At 41.2% G+C, this 20,035-nt stretch carries 17 protein-coding genes; 8 read left to right on the forward strand and 9 right to left on the reverse strand.

Annotation, left to right across the window (positions count from 1 at the left end; translation table 11 throughout):
* The coding region (locus CRJ00_RS19365) for a transposase (RefSeq protein ID WP_218962196.1) at window positions 1-223 on the forward strand (223 nt) is incomplete at its 5' end.
* Window positions 224-328: 105 nt separating this feature from the next.
* On the opposite strand, the gene CRJ00_RS11345 is transcribed toward CRJ00_RS19365, so the two are convergent.
* Entirely contained in the window at window positions 329-2,035 is a 1,707-nt protein-coding gene (locus tag CRJ00_RS11345; RefSeq protein WP_099366990.1) for a glycoside hydrolase family 3 protein, read from the reverse strand.
* 101 nt (window positions 2,036-2,136) lie between these two features.
* Window positions 2,137-2,679 carry a TetR/AcrR family transcriptional regulator gene (locus CRJ00_RS11350; RefSeq protein WP_099366991.1) on the reverse strand — a complete coding sequence of 181 codons (543 nt, stop codon included), beginning with the start codon at window positions 2,677-2,679 and terminating at the stop codon, window positions 2,137-2,139.
* Between the two features lie 125 nt (window positions 2,680-2,804).
* Between CRJ00_RS11350 and CRJ00_RS11355 the strand changes: the two genes are divergently transcribed.
* Complete coding sequence (locus CRJ00_RS11355) at window positions 2,805-5,681, forward strand: outer membrane beta-barrel protein (RefSeq protein WP_099366992.1); 2,877 nt, start codon at window positions 2,805-2,807, stop codon at window positions 5,679-5,681.
* 34 nt (window positions 5,682-5,715) lie between these two features.
* Here CRJ00_RS11355 and pncA read toward each other — a convergent pair whose 3' ends face one another.
* From pncA to CRJ00_RS11370, 3 genes are read right to left on the reverse strand one after another with little or no spacing between them, the layout of a single operon-like run.
* Window positions 5,716-6,306: a bifunctional nicotinamidase/pyrazinamidase gene (gene pncA / locus CRJ00_RS11360; protein WP_099366993.1), complete on the reverse strand. Its 591-nt coding sequence runs from the start codon at window positions 6,304-6,306 to the stop codon at window positions 5,716-5,718.
* Window positions 6,307-6,327: 21 nt separating this feature from the next.
* Window positions 6,328-7,002, reverse strand: coding sequence for a response regulator transcription factor (locus CRJ00_RS11365; protein ID WP_099366994.1), 675 nt, complete (start codon window positions 7,000-7,002; stop codon window positions 6,328-6,330).
* Window positions 6,999-8,432 (reverse strand): sensor histidine kinase, encoded by a 1,434-nt coding sequence (locus CRJ00_RS11370; protein WP_099366995.1) that lies wholly within the window; start codon window positions 8,430-8,432, stop codon window positions 6,999-7,001. The genes CRJ00_RS11365 and CRJ00_RS11370 overlap by 4 nt, the downstream gene beginning before the upstream one ends.
* A 220-nt stretch (window positions 8,433-8,652) precedes the next feature.
* Here CRJ00_RS11370 and CRJ00_RS11375 point away from each other — a divergent pair, with 220 nt between their 5' ends.
* On the forward strand, window positions 8,653-10,011 hold the full coding sequence (locus tag CRJ00_RS11375) for a DUF4270 family protein (protein ID WP_180268483.1): 1,359 nt from the start codon (window positions 8,653-8,655) through the stop codon (window positions 10,009-10,011).
* Between the two features lie 3 nt (window positions 10,012-10,014).
* Window positions 10,015-10,998, forward strand: a complete 984-nt coding sequence (locus CRJ00_RS11380; protein ID WP_099366997.1) for a Kelch repeat-containing protein — start codon at window positions 10,015-10,017, stop codon at window positions 10,996-10,998.
* Between the two features lie 87 nt (window positions 10,999-11,085).
* Here the strand turns inward: CRJ00_RS11380 and CRJ00_RS11385 are convergent, their stop codons facing one another.
* A complete protein-coding gene (locus CRJ00_RS11385) occupies window positions 11,086-12,075 on the reverse strand; it encodes an aspartate-semialdehyde dehydrogenase (RefSeq protein WP_099366998.1) in 990 nt (329 codons plus the stop codon).
* Window positions 12,076-12,414: 339 nt separating this feature from the next.
* Here CRJ00_RS11385 and CRJ00_RS11390 point away from each other — a divergent pair, with 339 nt between their 5' ends.
* The 4 genes from CRJ00_RS11390 (at window position 12,415) to CRJ00_RS11405 (ending at window position 16,017) form a co-directional block, all read left to right on the forward strand.
* Window positions 12,415-13,365 carry an NAD-dependent epimerase/dehydratase family protein gene (locus CRJ00_RS11390; RefSeq protein WP_099366999.1) on the forward strand — a complete coding sequence of 317 codons (951 nt, stop codon included), beginning with the start codon at window positions 12,415-12,417 and terminating at the stop codon, window positions 13,363-13,365.
* A gap of 1 nt (window position 13,366) precedes the next feature.
* A complete protein-coding gene (locus CRJ00_RS11395) occupies window positions 13,367-14,092 on the forward strand; it encodes a YebC/PmpR family DNA-binding transcriptional regulator (protein ID WP_099367000.1) in 726 nt (241 codons plus the stop codon).
* An 88-nt stretch (window positions 14,093-14,180) separates the two neighbouring features.
* Complete coding sequence (locus CRJ00_RS11400) at window positions 14,181-15,209, forward strand: hypothetical protein (protein WP_099367001.1); 1,029 nt, start codon at window positions 14,181-14,183, stop codon at window positions 15,207-15,209.
* 64 nt (window positions 15,210-15,273) lie between these two features.
* Entirely contained in the window at window positions 15,274-16,017 is a 744-nt protein-coding gene (locus CRJ00_RS11405) for a DeoR/GlpR family DNA-binding transcription regulator (protein ID WP_099367002.1), read from the forward strand.
* A gap of 85 nt (window positions 16,018-16,102) precedes the next feature.
* On the opposite strand, the gene CRJ00_RS11410 is transcribed toward CRJ00_RS11405, so the two are convergent.
* The 3 genes from CRJ00_RS11410 to CRJ00_RS11420 are packed head-to-tail and all read right to left on the reverse strand — an operon-like array spanning window position 16,103 to window position 20,020.
* The gene (locus CRJ00_RS11410) at window positions 16,103-17,209 is read right to left on the reverse strand and encodes a CapA family protein (RefSeq protein ID WP_099367003.1); all 1,107 of its coding nucleotides are present in this window, start codon (window positions 17,207-17,209) and stop codon (window positions 16,103-16,105) included.
* Window positions 17,202-18,566: a hypothetical protein gene (locus CRJ00_RS11415; RefSeq protein ID WP_099367004.1), complete on the reverse strand. Its 1,365-nt coding sequence runs from the start codon at window positions 18,564-18,566 to the stop codon at window positions 17,202-17,204. Before CRJ00_RS11415 ends, CRJ00_RS11410 begins: the two co-directional genes overlap by 8 nt.
* A complete protein-coding gene (locus CRJ00_RS11420) occupies window positions 18,566-20,020 on the reverse strand; it encodes a lipopolysaccharide biosynthesis protein (RefSeq protein WP_099367005.1) in 1,455 nt (484 codons plus the stop codon). Before CRJ00_RS11420 ends, CRJ00_RS11415 begins: the two co-directional genes overlap by 1 nt.
* Window positions 20,021-20,035 lie beyond the last annotated feature (15 nt).

Consider the following 20,035-nt stretch of genomic DNA (forward strand, 5'->3'; position numbering starts at 1 on the left):
TCAGATGAAAAGCAACAACAGGTTTACCCGGTTCACAATGAAAGGACTGGATAAAGTCGCTGTGGAATTCGGTTTGATGGCCATTGCCCATAACCTCAGAAAATGGGCAAAAAAGTGGAAAGACAAAGCTTTTATCGGTAAACCAGGTGGCAAAAACTCCCTATTTGCGATAAATCAAGCCATCAACATGCTGAAAAGTACAAAACATCGACTTGCAGCCTAATATTGCTCATGAAATTATAATGGAGCTCCAGAAAGCTATAAAACAGAAGAAGGTGCCTTTTTAGACACCTTCTTCCATATCTATCAAAAAAACAAAATAATTCGATTACAATCCTTTACCATATTTCAAATCCTTTGAAATCGTTACAGGTAATTTACCTTCTGCTTTAATCTGTCCCAACAAAACCTTCAACGCCGCTTTTTGCATAAAGAAATCATTCTGATAAGTCAATACCACCGACGAACTCCGCATCACATCCACCGAATTCATCGCATATGGATTGGTGAACATAAAAGAAATGGTTCTTCTACCAGCCAATTTATCAATAAACTCTACCGTAGGTGCTGTAAATGCCAGCTCGCTTCTTGGTCTTGAACGATTATCATGAATCGCCAAAATAATCTGCTTATGACCACGGATCTCTTTCATCAAATCCTTTAATACCTCTTCCGACTCATCACCTTTTACAAAGAACTGCTTGTAATTCGATAACTGAGTGGCTAAGCCGGTCTCAAAATCTTCTGCCTTCGTAATACCCACACTCACCACCGCAGTTTCTCTTTTGGCATCAAAACGTTTGATTCCACGATCAGATTTCAATAAAGTAACCGCAGCATCCGCTAAACGCTGAACCAAGGATTGCGAAGAAGGACTGTTCAGGTCCTGATAAAGATTACGGCTACTCACCTCTGTTTTCTTATTCAAGCCCAACCATAACTTCGCAGCCAAAACCCGCTTCACCCGCACATCAATATCAGCCTGCGAAATTCGGCCAGATTTGATCGCCTTTTCGATCAGATCAATCGCCCGGCCACTGTTCTCGGAGATCTCCAAAAGATCATGACCAGCTTCGATCGCCATTACATCCGCCTCGCCATTAGGGAAGAACTTCTTAACCCCCTTCATATCCATTGCATCCGTTACCGTTAAGCCTTTAAAGCCTAATTCCTTGCGCAACAGATCGGTCACTACCTTTTTGGAAATGGAAGAAGGAATATTCGGAGTCGCATCCAAGGAAGGGATGTTCATATGGGCAACCATCACCGATGGTGCACCCGCATTGATCAATTCCTTGAACGGATAAATCTCTAAACTATCTAACCTCGCCTTATCGAATTTCAATTGCGGAAGGTCGTAATGTGAATCCACATCGGTATCACCATGTCCTGGGAAATGTTTCAAGGAAGCCAAAATACCACCATCCACCATACCATTCATATAGGCTTTGGATTTTCTGACCACATTGTATTTGTTATCCCCGAAAGAGCGGAAGTTTATCACCGGATTTTTTGGGTTATTGTTGATATCCACAACCGGTGCAAAATTAAAGTGCATGCCGATACGGTGGAAATCATTCGCAATCTGACGACCCATGTCGTACAATAGGTTATCATTTTGGATAGCGCCCAAGGTCATCTGATAAGGAAAAGAGATGGTCGAATCCGCCATTCGCATGCCCAATCCCCATTCACCATCAAACGTGATCAACAAAGGCACTTTGGATACCTTTTGGTATTTATTGAACATATTGACATGACGCACAGGTCCTCCTTGGAAAACCACTAGGCCACCTAACTGTTCCTTCTGGATGACATTTTGTACAGAGTCAATATATTTCTGACCCAAATTGGTATGCGCACGGACCAAAAACAATTGTGCGATGCGTTCTTTGGGTGTCAATTTGTTGAATACAGAATCAACCCAAGCATGCTTTTGGTTTACAAAAGAAATAAATTCAGGCTTCTTTTGTGCAAATAAGGAGCTCACAAATAATAAAGAAAGGGCGCCTACACTAGCTATTTTTTTAATCATCACAAATTAGTTTGTTACGAAATACGGAAATTTTGCTTAGTTATGGAAATAATACTGCGCTTTTATTCGAAAATTCGATCATAAACGTGCATAAACACGCATTACGTCAAATCATATTTCTTTTGGATCAGGCTGGCAAGTTCGGCTGCATTTTCAATATCACCACAGGCCTCTTTCTTCCAGAGCATATCGATAACCAGAAGGAGAAATTGGGTTTCCAATTCTGGATTTTTAAAACCGAGTTCTACAAACGCACGATGAACGATGGGCTGTACAGGTTTTATGAAAAGCTCGTGTTGGGATTTGGAAAAGGAATGATGGGATAATCTTTCCTGGAGCTTCCAGAAAAGCGGTTCTTCGGCCACTAGCTGGCTAGGAAGCAAAACCATATTGCGCAAAAAATCCTTAGCCCCTTTATAGGTCATCATACCCTTGTGCTGCATGAGCACTTTACGGTAACCGGATTTGACGATATGCGCCAATAAGGCATCCTTATTTCCAAAATGCTTGAATATCAGCGCCTCCGAGACACCCGCCTGTGCGGCAATCTCTTTCGTGGAGCTGTCCAGATATCCTTTTGTTGCAAATAACTGTAATGCCGTCTGCAGTATTTTTTCTTTTCTACTTAAACTAGTTTCCTTCATTCCTAATGAGACAAATATATCCTTTTTTCGCTTAGTCTACACATTGTATCTTTTTTGTGATTTAACAGTATTTACATTAATTTACACTTAAATGAATTAATATTGAGCAATCAATTTTCTTAACCATGAAATACATGCTGTTTCTCCTGATATGGTTGGGGCTAACTACCACCATACAGGCACAGGTGAAACTATCCGGTAAAATAACCGACAAAACAAAGAACGAAGGGTTGCAGGATGTTACCTTACTCCTTCTTCATACCAAAGACTCCACCCGAACTAGTATAAAATCAAACGATAAAGGGGAATTTTCTTTCGAGAAAGTTAACCCCGGCAATTACCAATTAACGGCAACCCTATTGGGGTTTAAGCGCAGCGAGCTGTTGGTTACGGTGGCTAATAAAGCCATGAACCTGAACTTAGCCATGGAACCCGGAGAGATCATGATCGAGGAGATTGCCATTACGGCCCCTCCTACTGTGGCTGTTCGTGGGGACACCATGGAATTCAATGCCAAGAATTTTCAGACCCGGGAATATGCCGATGCCGATGAAATGGTGGCTCAGGTGCCAGGTGTGGTGATCGACGAGAATGGGAATGTAAAAGCCCATGGAGAGGATGTAAAAAGGATCTTGGTGGATGGAAAGGAATTCTTCACTTCCGACCCTCGGATAGCCCTAAAGAACCTGCCAGCAGATATTATCGACAAACTACAGATCATTGATGAACGGAGTGAGCAGTCGAGGTTCTCCGGATTTGATGATGGAAAACGGAATAAGGTGATCAATATCGTCACCAAACCAGATCGCCGCAGTGGATTTTTCGGCCGTGCGAATGCGGGTAAGGGCGATGCGGATAAATTTGCGATCAACACCGCTCTGAATGCCTTTAATGGAGACCGGAAAATGTCGGTTGCCCTCATGGCCAATAACATCAATGAAACGGACCTGGGTTCTGTTGGACGTGGTGGCTCCCGAAATGGAAACAGCAACACGGAAAATGGACTTACCGACACCTACGCAGGGGCTGCGAATTATACGAACTCCTTCCTGGATAAAAAACTGGAAGTGAATGCCAACTATAATTTCCGGAAATCCAATACCAATAATGATATTTTAAATGATATTGAATTCCTCAGTTCAGGCAGAGAAAATCAATTCCAGAATTCTCACAATATTTCGGAGGCCATCAATAATGAGCATACCTTAGGCGGAAGGTTCAAATGGCGATTGGATAGCATGAACAACCTGGATTTCAACCCGAACATGTCCTTGAGATGGAATGACAGGGAAAATTCAACGCAGAGTAATACTTCTTATAATAAGACCGATCCAATCAACAATGTGGATCGAAGTAACGACAACTCGAGCAATAACTTCAATTTCGGGGGAAACCTGACTTATATGCACCGATTTAAGGCTCCAGGACAAACGATAAGTTTGAATATCGATGGAAATAAAAGCAGTAATGATGCGCTGGGTCAAACATTGGCCTTCAATGAGTATTATAGAAACGCTGTGTTGCAGCGAAGCGATACCATCAATAGACAGAATGCCACCTATGGTTATGGTTCTGGATTCAATAGCCGATTGAGTTTTACCAAAAACATCAATAACCTGTCGAGGTTGCAGGCCAATTACGGTTTCCGGAACACCAGTAATTATTCTGATCGGAAAACATTGGAGTTTTTAGCGGAAACCGGTCAATACGAAGAATTGAACCAACGGTTGTCCAATGAATTCCGAAACGATTTCAACCATCATTCTGTTGGGCTTTCCTATTCTTATAATAAAAGAGATACATTACGAATTCAGGCCGGCTTGAACTATGAACATGGCGTGCGTGTTAATGATCGAACAGTACCTTATGATTTAAGAACCGTAGCTAACTTTGGTAGTTTCTTGCCGAATTTCAATACGACCTATTTCTTTACCAAGGAACGGACAATCGAATTTACCTACAACACCAACACCAATGTTCCGTCGATCTCTGATCTGCAGGATTACCTCAACAATGAAAACCCCTTGAATATTTCAACAGGAAATCCGGATCTGAAACAAGAATACTCCCATTCCTTAAAGTTAAATTATAGGGATGTAAACAAGGTTAACGGCAGAAGTTTTACGACTCATGCTACTTTTAACATCATCGACAACAGTATTGTAGACAATGAATTTAGAACCGATACCAGCATCATCCTTTTTGATGATATCGAATTGGGTGCAGGCGGACGTTTTAATTCCAGAACAAATGTGGATGGGGTCTATTCCTTGAATTCACAGACAAGTTATGGGTTGCCGATTAAAAAATTGGGTTTTAATGTGAATGCGACTACGAATTTATTTTACAACAAAAGAAAAAGCTTCCTGAATTCTGTTTTGACGCCAAACCAAACCTTTGGGTTTTCGCAAGGGGTTTCCCTGAACAGTAATTTTGATAGAAGATATACGATTTCTGTTGGCTATGACCTGTCTTCTCGATTTATTGAGAACCCCAGCAACACGATCAACCCGAAATACAACATCATCAATCATCGATTCAATTCGCGAGCAACCATCGAATTGTTCAAGAGTTTCTTGATCGGCTATCAGTTGGTTTATATCAATAACGGAGCGATCCAGAATAATAATTCCACTTCAGCGAACTCGCAGAACATTAACCTGACCTTATTGAATGCTTCTTTGGGCTATAAGTTCTTACGAAGGAAGAATGCGGAACTTTCCATCAAAGGTTTCGATCTGTTGAATAATGCGAAGAACATCAACCGGAATGTTGGCCCTACCTCCATTACAAACTCTACATCACAGACCTTGAATAGGTATTTCATATTGAACCTGACGTATAACATCCGTAATTTTGGAGGTCGAAGTTCAGCTCCACCAGAAGGAAGATCCGAAGGACCAAGAGGGGATCGCGGAGATCGCGGCGGAAATAGAAATGAGCGTGGTGGCAATCAAGGAGGAGGTTTCCAAGGAGGTAGTAACCGGGGAGGAAGATTTTAATTCACGAATAGATATGATTGGACAGGCGGATTATTTACAATAATAATCCGCCTGCTTGTATAAATTCATTTTTCTTTTCCATAAAAGCACCTTTGTCAATTGCCTTGGTCGCTTTGGAAATGATGTTGGTTTTAAATCCTTCTGCTAATGCATCCATCGCTGTAAAGTATACGCAATAATCAGCAGCCAATCCACAAACATGCACTTCATCCACCTTCCTTGCCTTTAAATAGCCCGCTAATCCGGTATCCTTCCTTTTTCCGTTATCAAAAAAACCTGAATAGCTATCGATGTTCCTTTCCATTCCTTTCCGGAAAATTGCTTCTACCCTATTCATATTTAGATCTTCGGAAAATTCAGCCCCGTAGGATCCCTGCACACAATGGTCGGGCCATAGGACCTGTTCCAGCCCAAATAGGTCGATCACTTCAAAAGGTAATTTTCCCTCATGTTGGCTGGCAAAACTCAGGTGATTATCCGGATGCCAATCTTGGGTAGCAACCAGCAGATCATAATCTTTCTGTATATAATTTATCACCGGTATGATCTCATCACCTTTGGCAACCGCAAGGGAGCCTCCAGGAAGGAAATCGTATTGTACATCAACAATTATTAGCGCTTTCATACTTAAATTTACAAATAATCCTTAATCTAAGGACAGCATATAACCCACCCCTCGGATATTGGTAATCTTGATCCTTTCATCGCCTGAAAGGTATTTACGGATCCGGCTGATAAAAACATCCAGACTTCTGCCTGTAAAATAGGTGTCGTTTGTCCAGTAGGTGCGGATGATTTCATCCCTTGGCAGTACCTTATCCTTACTTTCGATCAGTCTTTTCAGTAATTCTGCCTCTCGATAGGATAGTTTTTCGGTTTCATCGCCTATACTCAATGTGTTTTTCAGGGTATCCAAGGTATAGTTCCCGATCACAAATTTATTATTGGACATGCCTTGTCCATTTTTCTTTAAAGCCGCTTCGATACGAACGATCAGTTCCTCAATCTTGAATGGCTTGCGGATATAATCATTGGCACCCAACTTGAATCCCTTCACCACATCGTCGGTCTGCGTCATGGCGGTTAGGAAAATGATGGGCGTATGAAGATCTGTTTTCCTGATCTCTTTGGCTACGGTAAATCCATCCATTAAGGGCATCATGACATCGAGGATGATGATATCGGGTTTATATTTCTGATGGAAAACCAATGCCTGCTGACCGTTGAATACATGTCGGACCATAAAACCATGGGCCTCCAAGCTATCGGTAACAATCATGGCCAAGCTTTCCTCGTCCTCTACATATAATACATTGATCATTTTGTCTCTTTCGGTAAATTAACAATAAAAATACTTCCATTTCCCTCCTCGCTACGCAATTCGATGGTGCCATGATGTTGGGAAACAATCTGTTTTACATAGGCCAAGCCCAATCCAAATCCCTTTACATTGTGGATATCGCCGGAAGGTACCCGGAAAAACAGATCGAAAACCTCCTTTTGGTATGATTTCGGAATACCGATTCCATTATCCTGGATGCTCACTTCAACCGCTTGGTCCCTTCCTTGGATCTTTATCAGGATCTGCACATCATCTGCCGCATATTTGATCGCATTGTCCAATAAGTTACTGAAAACATTTTTAATATGCGCAGGATCAGCAAAAACCACATAGCTTTCCACGTTGGTTTCAATGTTTATGCTAACTGCTTTTTTGGCAAATAGTTGGGCATTTTCCTTGCATTCCTTAAGAAGAGCAACAACATCCACCCAGCTTTTTTCGAGTAGTACGCCATTGGTTTCCGCTACATCAACCTGCAATACCCGTTCGATCATATCGGATAGGTGTTCCAGCTCATGCCTGGAAATCCGAAAATATCGATCCATCCTTTCCTTATCGTTCATGGCCCCATAGCGTTCTAAGGATTCTACCGCTGCCATAACCGTAGAAACAGGTGTTTTCAGTTCGTGGGTCATGTTGTTCACAAATGCTTTCCGCATCTTTGCCAATTGGTTCTGCTTTTTGATGGTATCCAAGAGGTAGATAAAGGTTCCGATCATTAAACAGATCAGGAGAACCACTATGACTACTTGCCAAAGGATGGATTTTAACAGGTATAGCCAGGGATTGTCAAAATCCAGCTCCAGGTACTTGTTCTCACCGGCATCAACCATGGTCGGTCTTGTTTTATTTTCCTTGAACCGTTCTTTATAAAATCTTCCGTTGCGTTCGTTTTCGTCTGGAAGTTTTAGCAGGCTTAGTTTAAAGGGGGTATACATTCCTCTTTCCTTTAAAGCTATGGTTAGCCTATTGGAAAGCGTATCCAATACTTCATCGCTCCAATTGATGTTTCGAAAGACGAAGGAGGAAATGAAATGACGGCTCATTCTGGGTTTACCGTTTGACAGGCTATCGTTCGTTGTACGATCGTTATTCTGCCTCCGTCCGAAATTTTCATTTTCGAAGATGGCCTTCACCGAGTCTATATTGATGACCGGATATTTCTTCTTGATGGCCATACTGATCCGATCCACCCGCCCTCTGCGTTGGTTCTGGTTATCCTTTTGAATTTCAGCCTCGTTATCTTGATAAAAATCCTGAATGACATCGAAAAGCTCGTGCTCCGCCGTACCCAAATAAAATTGCTTTCGAATCTGATAACTCCCATACAGCCAGACACTCAGCACCAGGATGATACCTGAAGCGGTCAGGACGATGGCAAGCATCAATATTTTATAGTTTTTTAACATAATTAAAACAAATTTAAATTAGTAGATTTGCACGGCATAAAGAATTTGATGCTTTTAACAATTTATAACACTGATTAACAGTTGGACAATTTGATTGTCGCAAATCAGCCGTTTTAACCGTTAATATAAAGCAAAAGATAGGGGAAATTGCGTGATTTTTAACAAAATATAACAATGAATAACAATTCTCTTTCTATACTTTTGCATGACTAATGAATTTATGATTAAAAATTTACGTTTTTCTCTTTTTGCTACTTTCAGTCTAAGCGCTGTATTATTCTTATCCGGTTGTGATAAGGATATGGCGATTTCGTTGAAGAACGACAATATTGATAATTTGAACGTTTCTTCAGTAGACAGCTTGTCTGCTGTAGTTTCTACAGTTCAAATGCCTACCATTCCAACAGCTGCAACAGGAACATTATTGGTGGGAAAAGTTACCCAACCTATTATTGGTTCATTGACTTCCAACACCTTTTTCAGACTTAATCCGGCAGGGATTACGAATGATTTTCCTACAACAGCAAAATTCGACTCTTTGAATTTGGTTATCCGTCCGAGCAACAATCGTTACGCTTATGGCGATACCAGCAAAATCCAAAAGATTTATGTTCATCGTTTGACGCAGGCTCTTGAAACGACTACGTTGACTCCATCACCGACAGGAATATCATTTCCTATCTACTATCCAGGAGCAACAATATTCGCACATCAATCCTTCAATTTCGATGCGAATGCGTTAGGGTCGGTTAGCTTCAGACCGCATATGAGCAAAGTGGACACCTTATCGGTTAGGCTTTCAGATGCAGTTGGAACAGAATTCTTCAAGAAAATCAAGAACAACGATGTAGCTTTCAATTCTGCATCTAATTTTCAAGAATACTTTAAGGGATTGACCATTCGACCGGATGCTGGCAATACAGCGATGGTCGGATTCAAGGATACCTTAGAAGTAAGGATCAATTACTCCTATGTGGGTACCGACGGGTTTAGAAAGAAAGGGGTAAAAACGTTGAACATGGCTGATAAATCCGTTCAATATAATAACATTGTTGCTGATAGAACGGGAACTGAATTCGAAGCATTGACAACGACAAATCCGCTTCCTGTTGCAGAAACTAACGGCATTTCTTTTATCCAGGCCGGTTCAGGAGTAGCTACGCAGATCAGCTTTCCAGCATTGCGTGATTTTATGCAACAACCTGGCATCGCCATCAATAAAGCAGAATTAGAAATAGAGATTGCATCCTCCCATTTGGGATATTATACGGCTGCACCACAACCTGTCCTTTACACGACAGATATGGGTGTTCCGACCAATTTCTTGCCTGTTCCATTTACCAACACGGTACAGACAGGAACTTATATTTTGGGAAATAACACGGGTAGACCTGGGAAATATGTGTTCAACATGATCCAATATATTCGTACAGTTAACCTTCCTGACGCTCAAAATAAATCATTATACTTATCTTTGGGCAATCCAGCATTATTCAGCACAGGAAACACCAGTATTTTGGCGACCCAAAACAATCAACCGAAAGTTAAATTAAATATCGTATATACAAAATTTAAATAGTCTATGAATAAGAAAAACTGGCTAGCACTATTTTTAGTAGCCACTTTAGCAATTACATCCTTCAATTCCTGTAAAAAAGATGATGAGGACACTACGGAGACAGGACCTACTGAATGGACTCGCTCAGCAGTATTTCCAGAAGATCCACGTAACGGAGCTTCAACCTTCACGATAAATGATGTTGCCTATATTGTAGGTGGTTATTTAAAAACAAACGAAGTATTAGCAGATAACCATGCTTTTGATGGTTCTCAATGGAGCACAAAAGCTAATTTTATTGGTCCTTCAAGACATAGTGCAGTAGGTTTTTCAGTAAACGATCAAGGCTATGTAGGTTTAGGATACGGTGGCGACGCTGTTGGTGCATTGAAAGATTTCTACAAATATAACCCTACAGCTAACTCTTGGACAAAAGTTGCTGATTTCCCTGGCGAAGCGCGCTTTGGAGCGGTTGCTTTCTCTATCGGAAACAATGCATACGTTGGTTTAGGTGCTACATCTACTGACAAAACATTCAGCGATTTCTACAAATACGATCCATCTGCAGATTCATGGACAAAAATCGAAACGCCATTTACCTACAAAAAAGCGTACGCTTATGCATTCGTAATCAATGGTGTAGCGTATGTGGGTGGTGGTTACTCAAATGGTGTACCTACTGATGATTTCTATAAATTTGATGGTACTACTTGGACTAAATTACCTAGCTTAAGAACTGATAACTATGATGCAAGACGTTTCAATGCATCTGCATTTGCTATCGGAAACTATGGTTATGTAGTGAGTGGCCGTTCAGCTTCTGGTATTGTTAATACCGTTTGGAAATTCGATCCTTCTAACAACACTTGGACAGACAAACACGAATCTTTAACTTCTGCTCGTGAGAAGGCAGTAGGTTTTGCTGTAAAAGGTAAAGGATATATCACAACTGGTTCTACTGGAACTAGCTTCTTTGATGATAACTGGGAGTTTACTCCTGTTAGATAATATTTTTGATATTACGATAAAAAAGGACGGCAAATGCCGTCCTTTTTTGTTGAAGGTCGATGCTAACATCGACCTAATTATCTCGGGTTAGATTAAACCTTTCTTGTTCAATAATTCAGCTACCTGAACAGCATTTGTTGCTGCTCCCTTGCGCAGGTTATCTGCTACGATCCAAAGGTTTACTGTTTTGTCTTGGGATTCGTCTCTTCGGATACGTCCAACGAAAACCTCATCCTTGCCATGGGCATCCTTAGGCATCGGGTATTCCAATTTCGCAGGATTATCCACAACGATCACGCCTTCTTGTTCAGCCAATGTCGCTCTCAGTTCATCAAGATCAAAATCGTTCTCAAATTCGATATTAACCGACTCGGAGTGTCCTCCCATCACAGGGATACGAACCGTGGTTGCTGTAACCTTGATGCTGTCGTCTCCCATGATCTTATTCGTTTCCTTGATCATCTTCATTTCCTCTTTGGTATATCCATTATCTTGGAATACATCGATATGAGGAATGACGTTTAGATCGATCGGATATGGATAAGCCATTTCTCCTTCTACTCCCTTACGCTCGTTCATCAATTGGTCTACCGCTTTTACTCCGGTTCCTGTAACAGATTGGTAAGTAGAAACAACGACACGTTTGATCTTATATTTTTCATGCAAAGGTTTCATCACCACTACCATTTGAATGGTAGAACAATTCGGATTAGCGATAATCTTATCTTCTGCGGTAAGTACATCACCATTCACCTCAGGGACCACCAATTTTTTGGATGGATCCATACGCCAAGCAGAGGAGTTGTCAATCACGGTGATACCCGCTTCTGCAAATAAAGGAGCAAACTCGGTAGAGGTACCACCCCCAGCCGAAAACAAAGCAACATCCGGCTTCAGTGCAATAGCTTCCGTAGGCGTCACAACCTTATACTTCTTTCCCTTGAATTCGATTTCCTTACCCTTACTTCTTTCCGAAGCTACTGGAATCAATTCTGTTACTGGGAAATTACGTTCCGCTAATACGGTCAACATTTCTGACCCGACAAGTCCCGTCGCGCCTACTACTGCAACTTTCATTTAGTTTTTACTTTAAAAAATTTATAAAAAAATAGATCTTAATTAATTAATTCAAGAAAACAAACTTAATAAATTCAAAGGAGTTATCTGCATAATATTTAGCAATTTACAATGTAAAACAGTGCTTCCAAAACATTATTCAATAAACAGCGGATTTCCGTGAAATATATTCAGTATTTAGATGATTGTCTTGATAAATTGTCATTTTCCCTATAATCATACGATTGCGTAAAATCACAAATAACCATCATATTCAGCCATTTAATTGGTATTTTCGCAATTATGTTCTCCCAATAGGAGAATTTAGGATTCATTTAAATAAAAATTATCTCCAATAGCATGAAAGAATGCATTTTGATGATCGGTGCGAACGGTCAAATCGGTTCAGAGTTAGCGGCTGCGCTAAGATTAAAGTTTGGAAATGAAAACGTGATCACTTCCGACATCCGCGAACCGCAAGCCATTGCATCGGGGGAAATCTTCGAAACCCTAAATGTGTTGGATAAGGAAGCTATCAAAGCCCTTATCGTTAAATATAAACCAACCCAGATTTATTTATTGGCAGCCATGCTTTCGGCAACTGGCGAGAAATACCCTCAAAAAGCTTGGGACCTGAACATGAACGGCCTTTTGAACGTATTGGACCTTGCGGTTGAATTTGGCATCAAAAAGATCTTCTGGCCAAGTTCTATTGCGGTATTCGGACCACACTCACCAAAAGTGGATACGCCTCAGTACTGTGTGATGGACCCGAATAGCATCTACGGCATCAGCAAATTAGCTGGTGAAAGGTTATGTGAATATTATCACGAGAAATTTGGCTTGGATATCCGTTCGGTACGTTATCCTGGAATCATTTCCTGGAGAACAGAACCAGGAGGAGGTACAACCGATTACGCTGTCCACATCTTCTTTGAAGCGATCCGTCAGGGCAAATATACGTCCTTCTTATCCGAAGGAACGGAACTTCCGATGTTGTACATGGACGATGCCGTTCGTGGAACGATCGAGTTGATGGATGCCGATCCATCGAAATTGAGCATCCGTTCAAGCTATAACCTGGCAGGAATTAGTTTCACTCCTAAAGAAATAGCTGAAGAAATTAAAAAAATTCTACCTAATTTTGAGATATCCTATTCAGACAACGATCCACGTCAATCGATTGCGGACTCCTGGCCAAAGAGCATCAATGATGAGCAAGCAAGAAGCGATTGGGGTTGGAAACCAACGTTTGATCTGACAGCAATGACAAAGGATATGTTAGATAATCTTAAAATTAAATTACAATAAAATGGGTAGAGCTTTCGAATTTAGAAAAGAAAGAAAATTCAAACGCTGGGCCAAGATGGCCGTTCAGTTTACACGACTTGGGAAAGAAATTGCCATAGCGGTAAAAGAAGGCGGTCCTCACCCGGAAAACAACTCCCGCTTACGTACGGCGATCCAAAACGCCAAAGCTGTAAACATGCCTAAGGACCGTGTGGAGGCTGCTATCAAGCGTGCATCAGAAAAGGATGCGAAAGGATACGAGGAATTTGTATACGAAGGATATGGCCCGCATGGCGTTCCTGTATTGATCGAAACCGCTACAGATAATACCAATAGAACGGTTGCCAACGTGCGCAGTTATTTCACCAAAGCTGGTGGTTCCTTAGGAAAGACCGGTTCTTTGGATTTTATCTTTAACCGTAAATCCATCTTCCGTTTCCCTGCTACAGAGGAATTGGATGTGGAAGAACTGGAATTGGAATTGATCGATGGTGGTTTAGAGGAATTATATGTGGAGGCTGATGAAGAAGGAAACGATGTAGTTGTGGTTCAAACTTCTTTTGAGGACTTCGGAAATATGCAACGTCTTTTAGAAGAAAAAGGGATTGAGGTGAGTTCTGCGAAGTTGGAACGTATTGCCCTATCACATACCACATTGACCGAAGAACAGGCTGCAGACGTCTTGAAATTGATCGATAAGATCGAAGAAGATGATGATGTGCAAGCGGTTTACCACAATATGGATTAATCTTATTTATAGGATACTAGGAATGGAGGGTTTATATCCTCCATTTCTTTTAAGCGGTATTTCATCCATGAATTAGTAAGTTTGTATTATGTTAACTTTTACGGAGTTTTTCACGAAAAAGAAGATCGATATTATTGCGCTTCAAAAGTCTAGACCGGATTTGTATCAAGAATTCGATCGGGATTTTGCTTTAATGGGTGAAAAAAGCTTTGATCATAGTAAGAAATTCTGGTTCAATAGATTGCGAAAGGAATATCTTCTGGAGGAAATTGAGATTCCAGGGGAAGAGAAAAAAGAGGTTGTTAAGCCTGAGGTTACAAATCCGGTTAAGGTTGAAAGCAAATCTCCAGAAGTTTCTGATTCAGGGAATGCAACAGCAAAACCTGCAGGGTTTAAACCACGATTCAAAGCTGCAAGTATTAAAAAGCCAGCGGATGTTGAAATACCGAAAAAAGAAGAAACTACAGATTCTGTGAAACCCGAAGCTACCACTGCAGAAGCTACTGCCGCGGATGAGAAAAAAGCTGTTAAACCGGCTGGATTCAAGCCAAGGTTTAAAGCTTCCAATCTTCCAAAGCCAGTGGTTACTGAGACTTCGAAAGAAGTGGAAACTACAGATTCTGTGAAACCCGAGGCTACCGCTGCAGAAACAGCTGCTCAGGATGAGAAAAAAGTTGCTAAACCTGCTGGATTCAAACCAAGGTTTAAAGCTTCCAATCTTCCTAAGCCAGCGGTTACTGAGACTTCGAAGAAAGAAGAAACTACAGATTCTGTGAAACCAGAGGCTACCGCTGCAGAAACAGCTGCTCAGGATGAGAAAAAAGCTGCTAAACCTGCTGGATTCAAACCAAGGTTCAAAGCTTCCAATCTTCCAAAGCCAGCGGTTACTGAGACTCCCAAAGTAGAAGAAACTACAGATTCTGTAAAACAGGAGGCTCCTGCTGCGGAGACCTCTACTGCAGAAACACCTGCCGCAGAAGAGAAAAAAGCTGTTAAACCAGCTGGATTCAAGCCAAGATTTAAAGCTTCCAATCTCCCTAAGAAATTGGAGGACAACCCTGAAGAGGGAAAAACCAATAAAACCGAAGACAAAAAAGATAAAGAAGATGATAATTAGGTAGATACCTGCTTACACTTAGGAATATTTTTATATTTTTATACCCCAAAGTCAACGAATAATTATGTTAAAAGAAGAAAGGCAAGCCTACATCATACATCAGATCAATATCCACAATAAGGTATTGTCTTCAGATTTAAGTGTTCAATTGAACGTTTCAGAGGATACGATCCGAAGAGATCTGAATGAATTAGCAGAGAGCGGGCAAGTCCTAAAAGTTTATGGCGGTGCTCTTTCGAGGTCTTTCCAATACCCTTTCCAAGAAGGAAATGTATATGCAAAAGAGGCAAAGAAAGAGATTGCTTCTAAGGCAATAACCTTGATCAAGAGCGGGATGACCGTGCTTGTGGGTGGAGGAACAAGCATGATTGAGTTGGCCCGATTAGTACCCAAAGATGTGCAATGTACCTTTTTTACCATCAGTCCTTTGGTCGCTTTGGAATTGGCAGAAAAAGAGAATATTGAGGTGATTTTGTTGGGTGGGAAATTATCAAGGAATACGAATGTGGTAACAGGTTCTCAGGTGATCAACGAGCTATCGGAGATCAAGGTGGATCTATGTTTATTGGGAACTAACAGTCTTTCTGTAGAGGAAGGGATCACGGATTCGGATTGGGAAGTAGTACAGATCAAGAAGGCGATGATCAAGTGTTCCAAAAAACTTGGGGTATTGAGTATAGTGGAGAAATTGAATTCGAACCAGAAGATGCGGGTGTGTCCTTTAAAGGATATTAATTACTTGATTACTGATCTTGATCCGAAACACCCGAGTTTGAAGGATTTTAGTAATCAGATAACGGTTATTTAGGAAGGCTGGTTTTTCGGAAGGTTGGGTAGGAAGGTTGGGTAGGAAGATTGCTTCGTCGTACCTCCTCGCAATGACGCGGGAGCACTTATTTATCAGACATTTTTTTACGAATGGCTCTTTCAACGAGCCATTTATTGCTTTCGATAAATAGGTTATGCCAGATCATGTTATAATCCACCTTACGGTTAAAAACACTACGTTTAAGGTGTTTTAATATCCCTTTCGGAGAATAGCTCATTAAACCATTAAAAGGTTTTGCATAATATCCAAGGTGATGCTTATCCCATTCCTGCACAGCAAAGCGGTTTACTAAATCCAGGTAATCATTGCCTTCCAATTTCTCCTGAAGATCCCCCAACAGCTCCTTTGAAGCGGCTTCCGAAAGCAGATCCAATTGAGCTCCCTTCTTTTCAACCACATGCATCTGAAAGCCGGATAGATTCTTTCCCTCAAATTGCAACTCTAATAATCCCCCGGTATTCCACTGCGGATGGTTTGATGGATAATCAAAATAAAAGTTACCCAAGCTGTAACAGATGAGTTTTCCCTTATAAGATTCTATTCCTTGAAGCACATGCGGATGATGTCCCACAACCACATCAGCGCCAGCTTCAATCAATTCTTGATAACGTGTTTTCCATTCCGGGATGGGAACATCCAACAATTCCACACCAGCATGCACCTGAACGATAAGGACATCAACCTTTTCTTTACAACGTCTTATTTTTTCATCAATACCATCGGCATTCACCCAGGCATGACCGAAAGATCGATCTCCGTTCAATGCCCCGTACCCATTCTCCCCAAAAGCCATAAAAGCGAACTTCACCCCTTCCAGCTCACGAACAACAGGCTCTAATGCTTCCCGTTCATTACCAACTCCAACCACATCGCCCTTTTTAAATAAGGAAATGGTTTTTTTTAAAGCTTCTTTCCCATAATCGTTGATATGGTTGTTGGCCAAAGAAAATAGATTAAAGCCTTCCTTATACAACCAATTGACCGACTCTGCATTCTGACTAACATGCGGTCCGGTTTTGGCAATAGCCTTCCCATAGCCAGCAACCGGCGCTTCAAAATTACAGGACAAAACATTAGCCGAAGCCAATAACTGCTGTAAGGAAGCAGAAAATTCGGGTTTACTGTTCATCACCACATCTCCAGCAAAAAGAAGTTTATGTTGTTTAGGCATTTTTTTCTCTCTTTTTTAATAGAATCTCGATCGGTTTTATGGTAATATAAGCAAAATAAGCTTCCAACAGTTCATTCTTTGCCCCCAATAATTTAAGGACACCCTTAACCTTAGGGGTATGCATCAAGGTCTGGAAAACCCTTTCCTTCTTGCCAATATGCTGAATCTTACTATTTATCCATTCCAGGTAAGCTGGTTTTAGATATTCCATTAACAGGTCCACATTCAAAGGTGCCAGGTCCTCATGCAACAAGGAATAGTAGTTCAACGAATTCTGATAGGTATATTTATGTTTCTCTTCTTCAAAAAGCAGGTTGTTTTTGCGGAAGAAATCCCTTTGCCAATTTCTGTTCTCTTTTCTTTCCTTCGGTAGGTTCAACATCGCTAAGGCGATCTCTTCCTCCACGAAAGGGGAATATCCAGGAAAGCCCATTTTAGAAGGCACCGAGATCAGGTATTGCAACAACATCATCTTGGTTCGCATGGCGGTAATGATCCGGAAATCCGGATCTTTCAGATGTTCCTTCTGTTTTTCAAAAACAGGCTCCACAATGGATAGGTAATCTACGTCCATCGCCAACTTGGAGTTGGCACTCATACCATGGGTATAGCCTAAGGTTCTATATTCCTGAGCGGAATGGATCATCGGTACATGTACTGCACCGGCCCAGGCATCGCCGATAATCCCACTTAATAAGTGAAGTTTTTTGAAACTCTCCTTTTCCTTGATTTTTTGGTAGAACTCCATATGGTAAGTTCCCGATGCGCCTACTGCAGGACCAAATTGGTCATACCACTGCTCCATGTACACATTGAAAATGCCCAAAGGAATTCTGGACCATTGTGTGCCCAAGCGTTCGGACAATAATCCCGCATACACCGATTCCCTTGAAAGCCCTTGGTTAAAGGAGGTTCCGTAAGTATAGGCATGGATACGAGATTTATCATCGATCAGCACATTCATTAGTCGGGAGTCAAATCCTCCGCTGGTCGGTATCAGAATATCTTCCTCAAAGCCAGAAGCCCAGCTGTTCAACGATTGATGCAGCTTCGCAAATACATCGTCTTCTTGACTTTTTTTACCGATCAATTGGATGGTGGAATCGGATTCTTCCCTAACTTCCAATTTTCCATCTTTCAACAGCAGGGTCTGATTCGGCAATAAAAATCGAACATATTTAACCGGAGTATGCCCAAATACACTGTATCCGAAATCGAGATAGGCGGCCAATCCTTCTGGATCGATCTCCAAATTGGTATAATCAATTACCTCATTGATATCCTGGCTGAATTTTCCAGTTTTCTCATGGTAAAATACCGTTTCGTAACCAACCCAATTTCCTTTTGCAACTTCCATTAAACTTTTTTAGATATTTTCTTTTTTGCCAAATCCAGCACCTCCATCCAAATCTGGTTTTTGATGAAATGGTTGATGCCGATGTAAATCAAAGCGAATATAAGGGTTTGTACCACCAATAGGAACAAGTTATTGCTAATCCAACCAAAATATAGCGGCAAATAAGCAATCACCGCAGCGAGCAAGCTAATCAGAAAAGAAGAAAAAAGGTCTTTTGCCTGGGCAAAGATCGTATATCCATAAACTTTAACACTCATGCTGGCGGCAATGATATAACACAGGATGCGAATTGCTAATTGACCAAAAACAACCGCTAATAATCCATGCTGATAGGTAAAAAAGAAAATCCCTACTGCAGACCCAACCTTGATGACCTCAAGTACCAAGGCGAATTTCGACTTCCCCTTGATGTTCAGAAAATTCACATTCATATCCGTTAAGGAAATGAATAAACCTGCAAAACAGAGCCATTGGAACAGCGGAATGGCATCATTCCATTTTTCCTTTAAAAGCGTATGAAATGCTGGTTCAGCAACACAAATAGCCAGAAAACTTACCGGAAAAAGTAAAAACGCAAGTGAAGACATGGTTTTCCGGCAGGCATTCAAAAAGCGTGGGAAATCATCCTGTAGCGGAGTCAAGGTAGACAAGGTAGTACCTTGGACGACGGAAGAAATCAACAAATTAGGAGATTCTCCCAATTTATTTGCCATACCATAAATTCCTACATCCTCCGTGGTATAATTCATTTTCAATAAATTATTGTACAAAGGGCTCAGGAGTTTCCCTAACAGGTTGGAGATCATGAAGGAGATGGAAAATCCCCAATGCGTCCGCATGGACTCCTTACTGAACGATAAATCCAGCTTCCAATTTCCCCATACCCATAATAGGACGGAGCGGAAGAAGGCATACAATACAGCTTGCAATAAAAGCCCCCAAAACCCCAATCCAATCCAGGCCAAAAACACGACCACGATGGCAGATCCTAATACTGCGATAAAGTTTACCCTAGCCGTCAGGTTGAACTGAAAGCTCTTGAGCATCTTTACATATTGGACAATCCCAAAGGCTTGGACCAAAATCTGCAGGAATAAAACCCGGGCATATAAGCTGAGGTTATTGATCTGATAGAGTTCTTCCAGATAGGGCGCGGCAATAAATAGTATCAGATAAATAGCACCACTAACAAGCAGGTTGAAGACAAACATGGTGGAATAGTCGACATCCTTTACCACCTTTGAACGCACGAGCGATGTCGCTAGGCCCGAATCCACCAAGGAAGTAGCAATGGTGGTAAAGATAGCCAGGACATAAATGACCCCAAAATCATCAGGAGCGAAGATTCTTGCCAGCACAATGGTAGTCAGATTGGTTATGACCTGATAGCCAAACCGATCTATGGCATTCCAAAAAAGCCCCTTAATGGTTATGTTTTTTGCGTTTTCGCTCATGAAATGGTATAATCA

The organism is Sphingobacterium sp. 1.A.4 (assembly GCF_002734245.1).
GTDB classification, from domain to species: Bacteria; Bacteroidota; Bacteroidia; order Sphingobacteriales; family Sphingobacteriaceae; genus Sphingobacterium; species Sphingobacterium tenebrionis.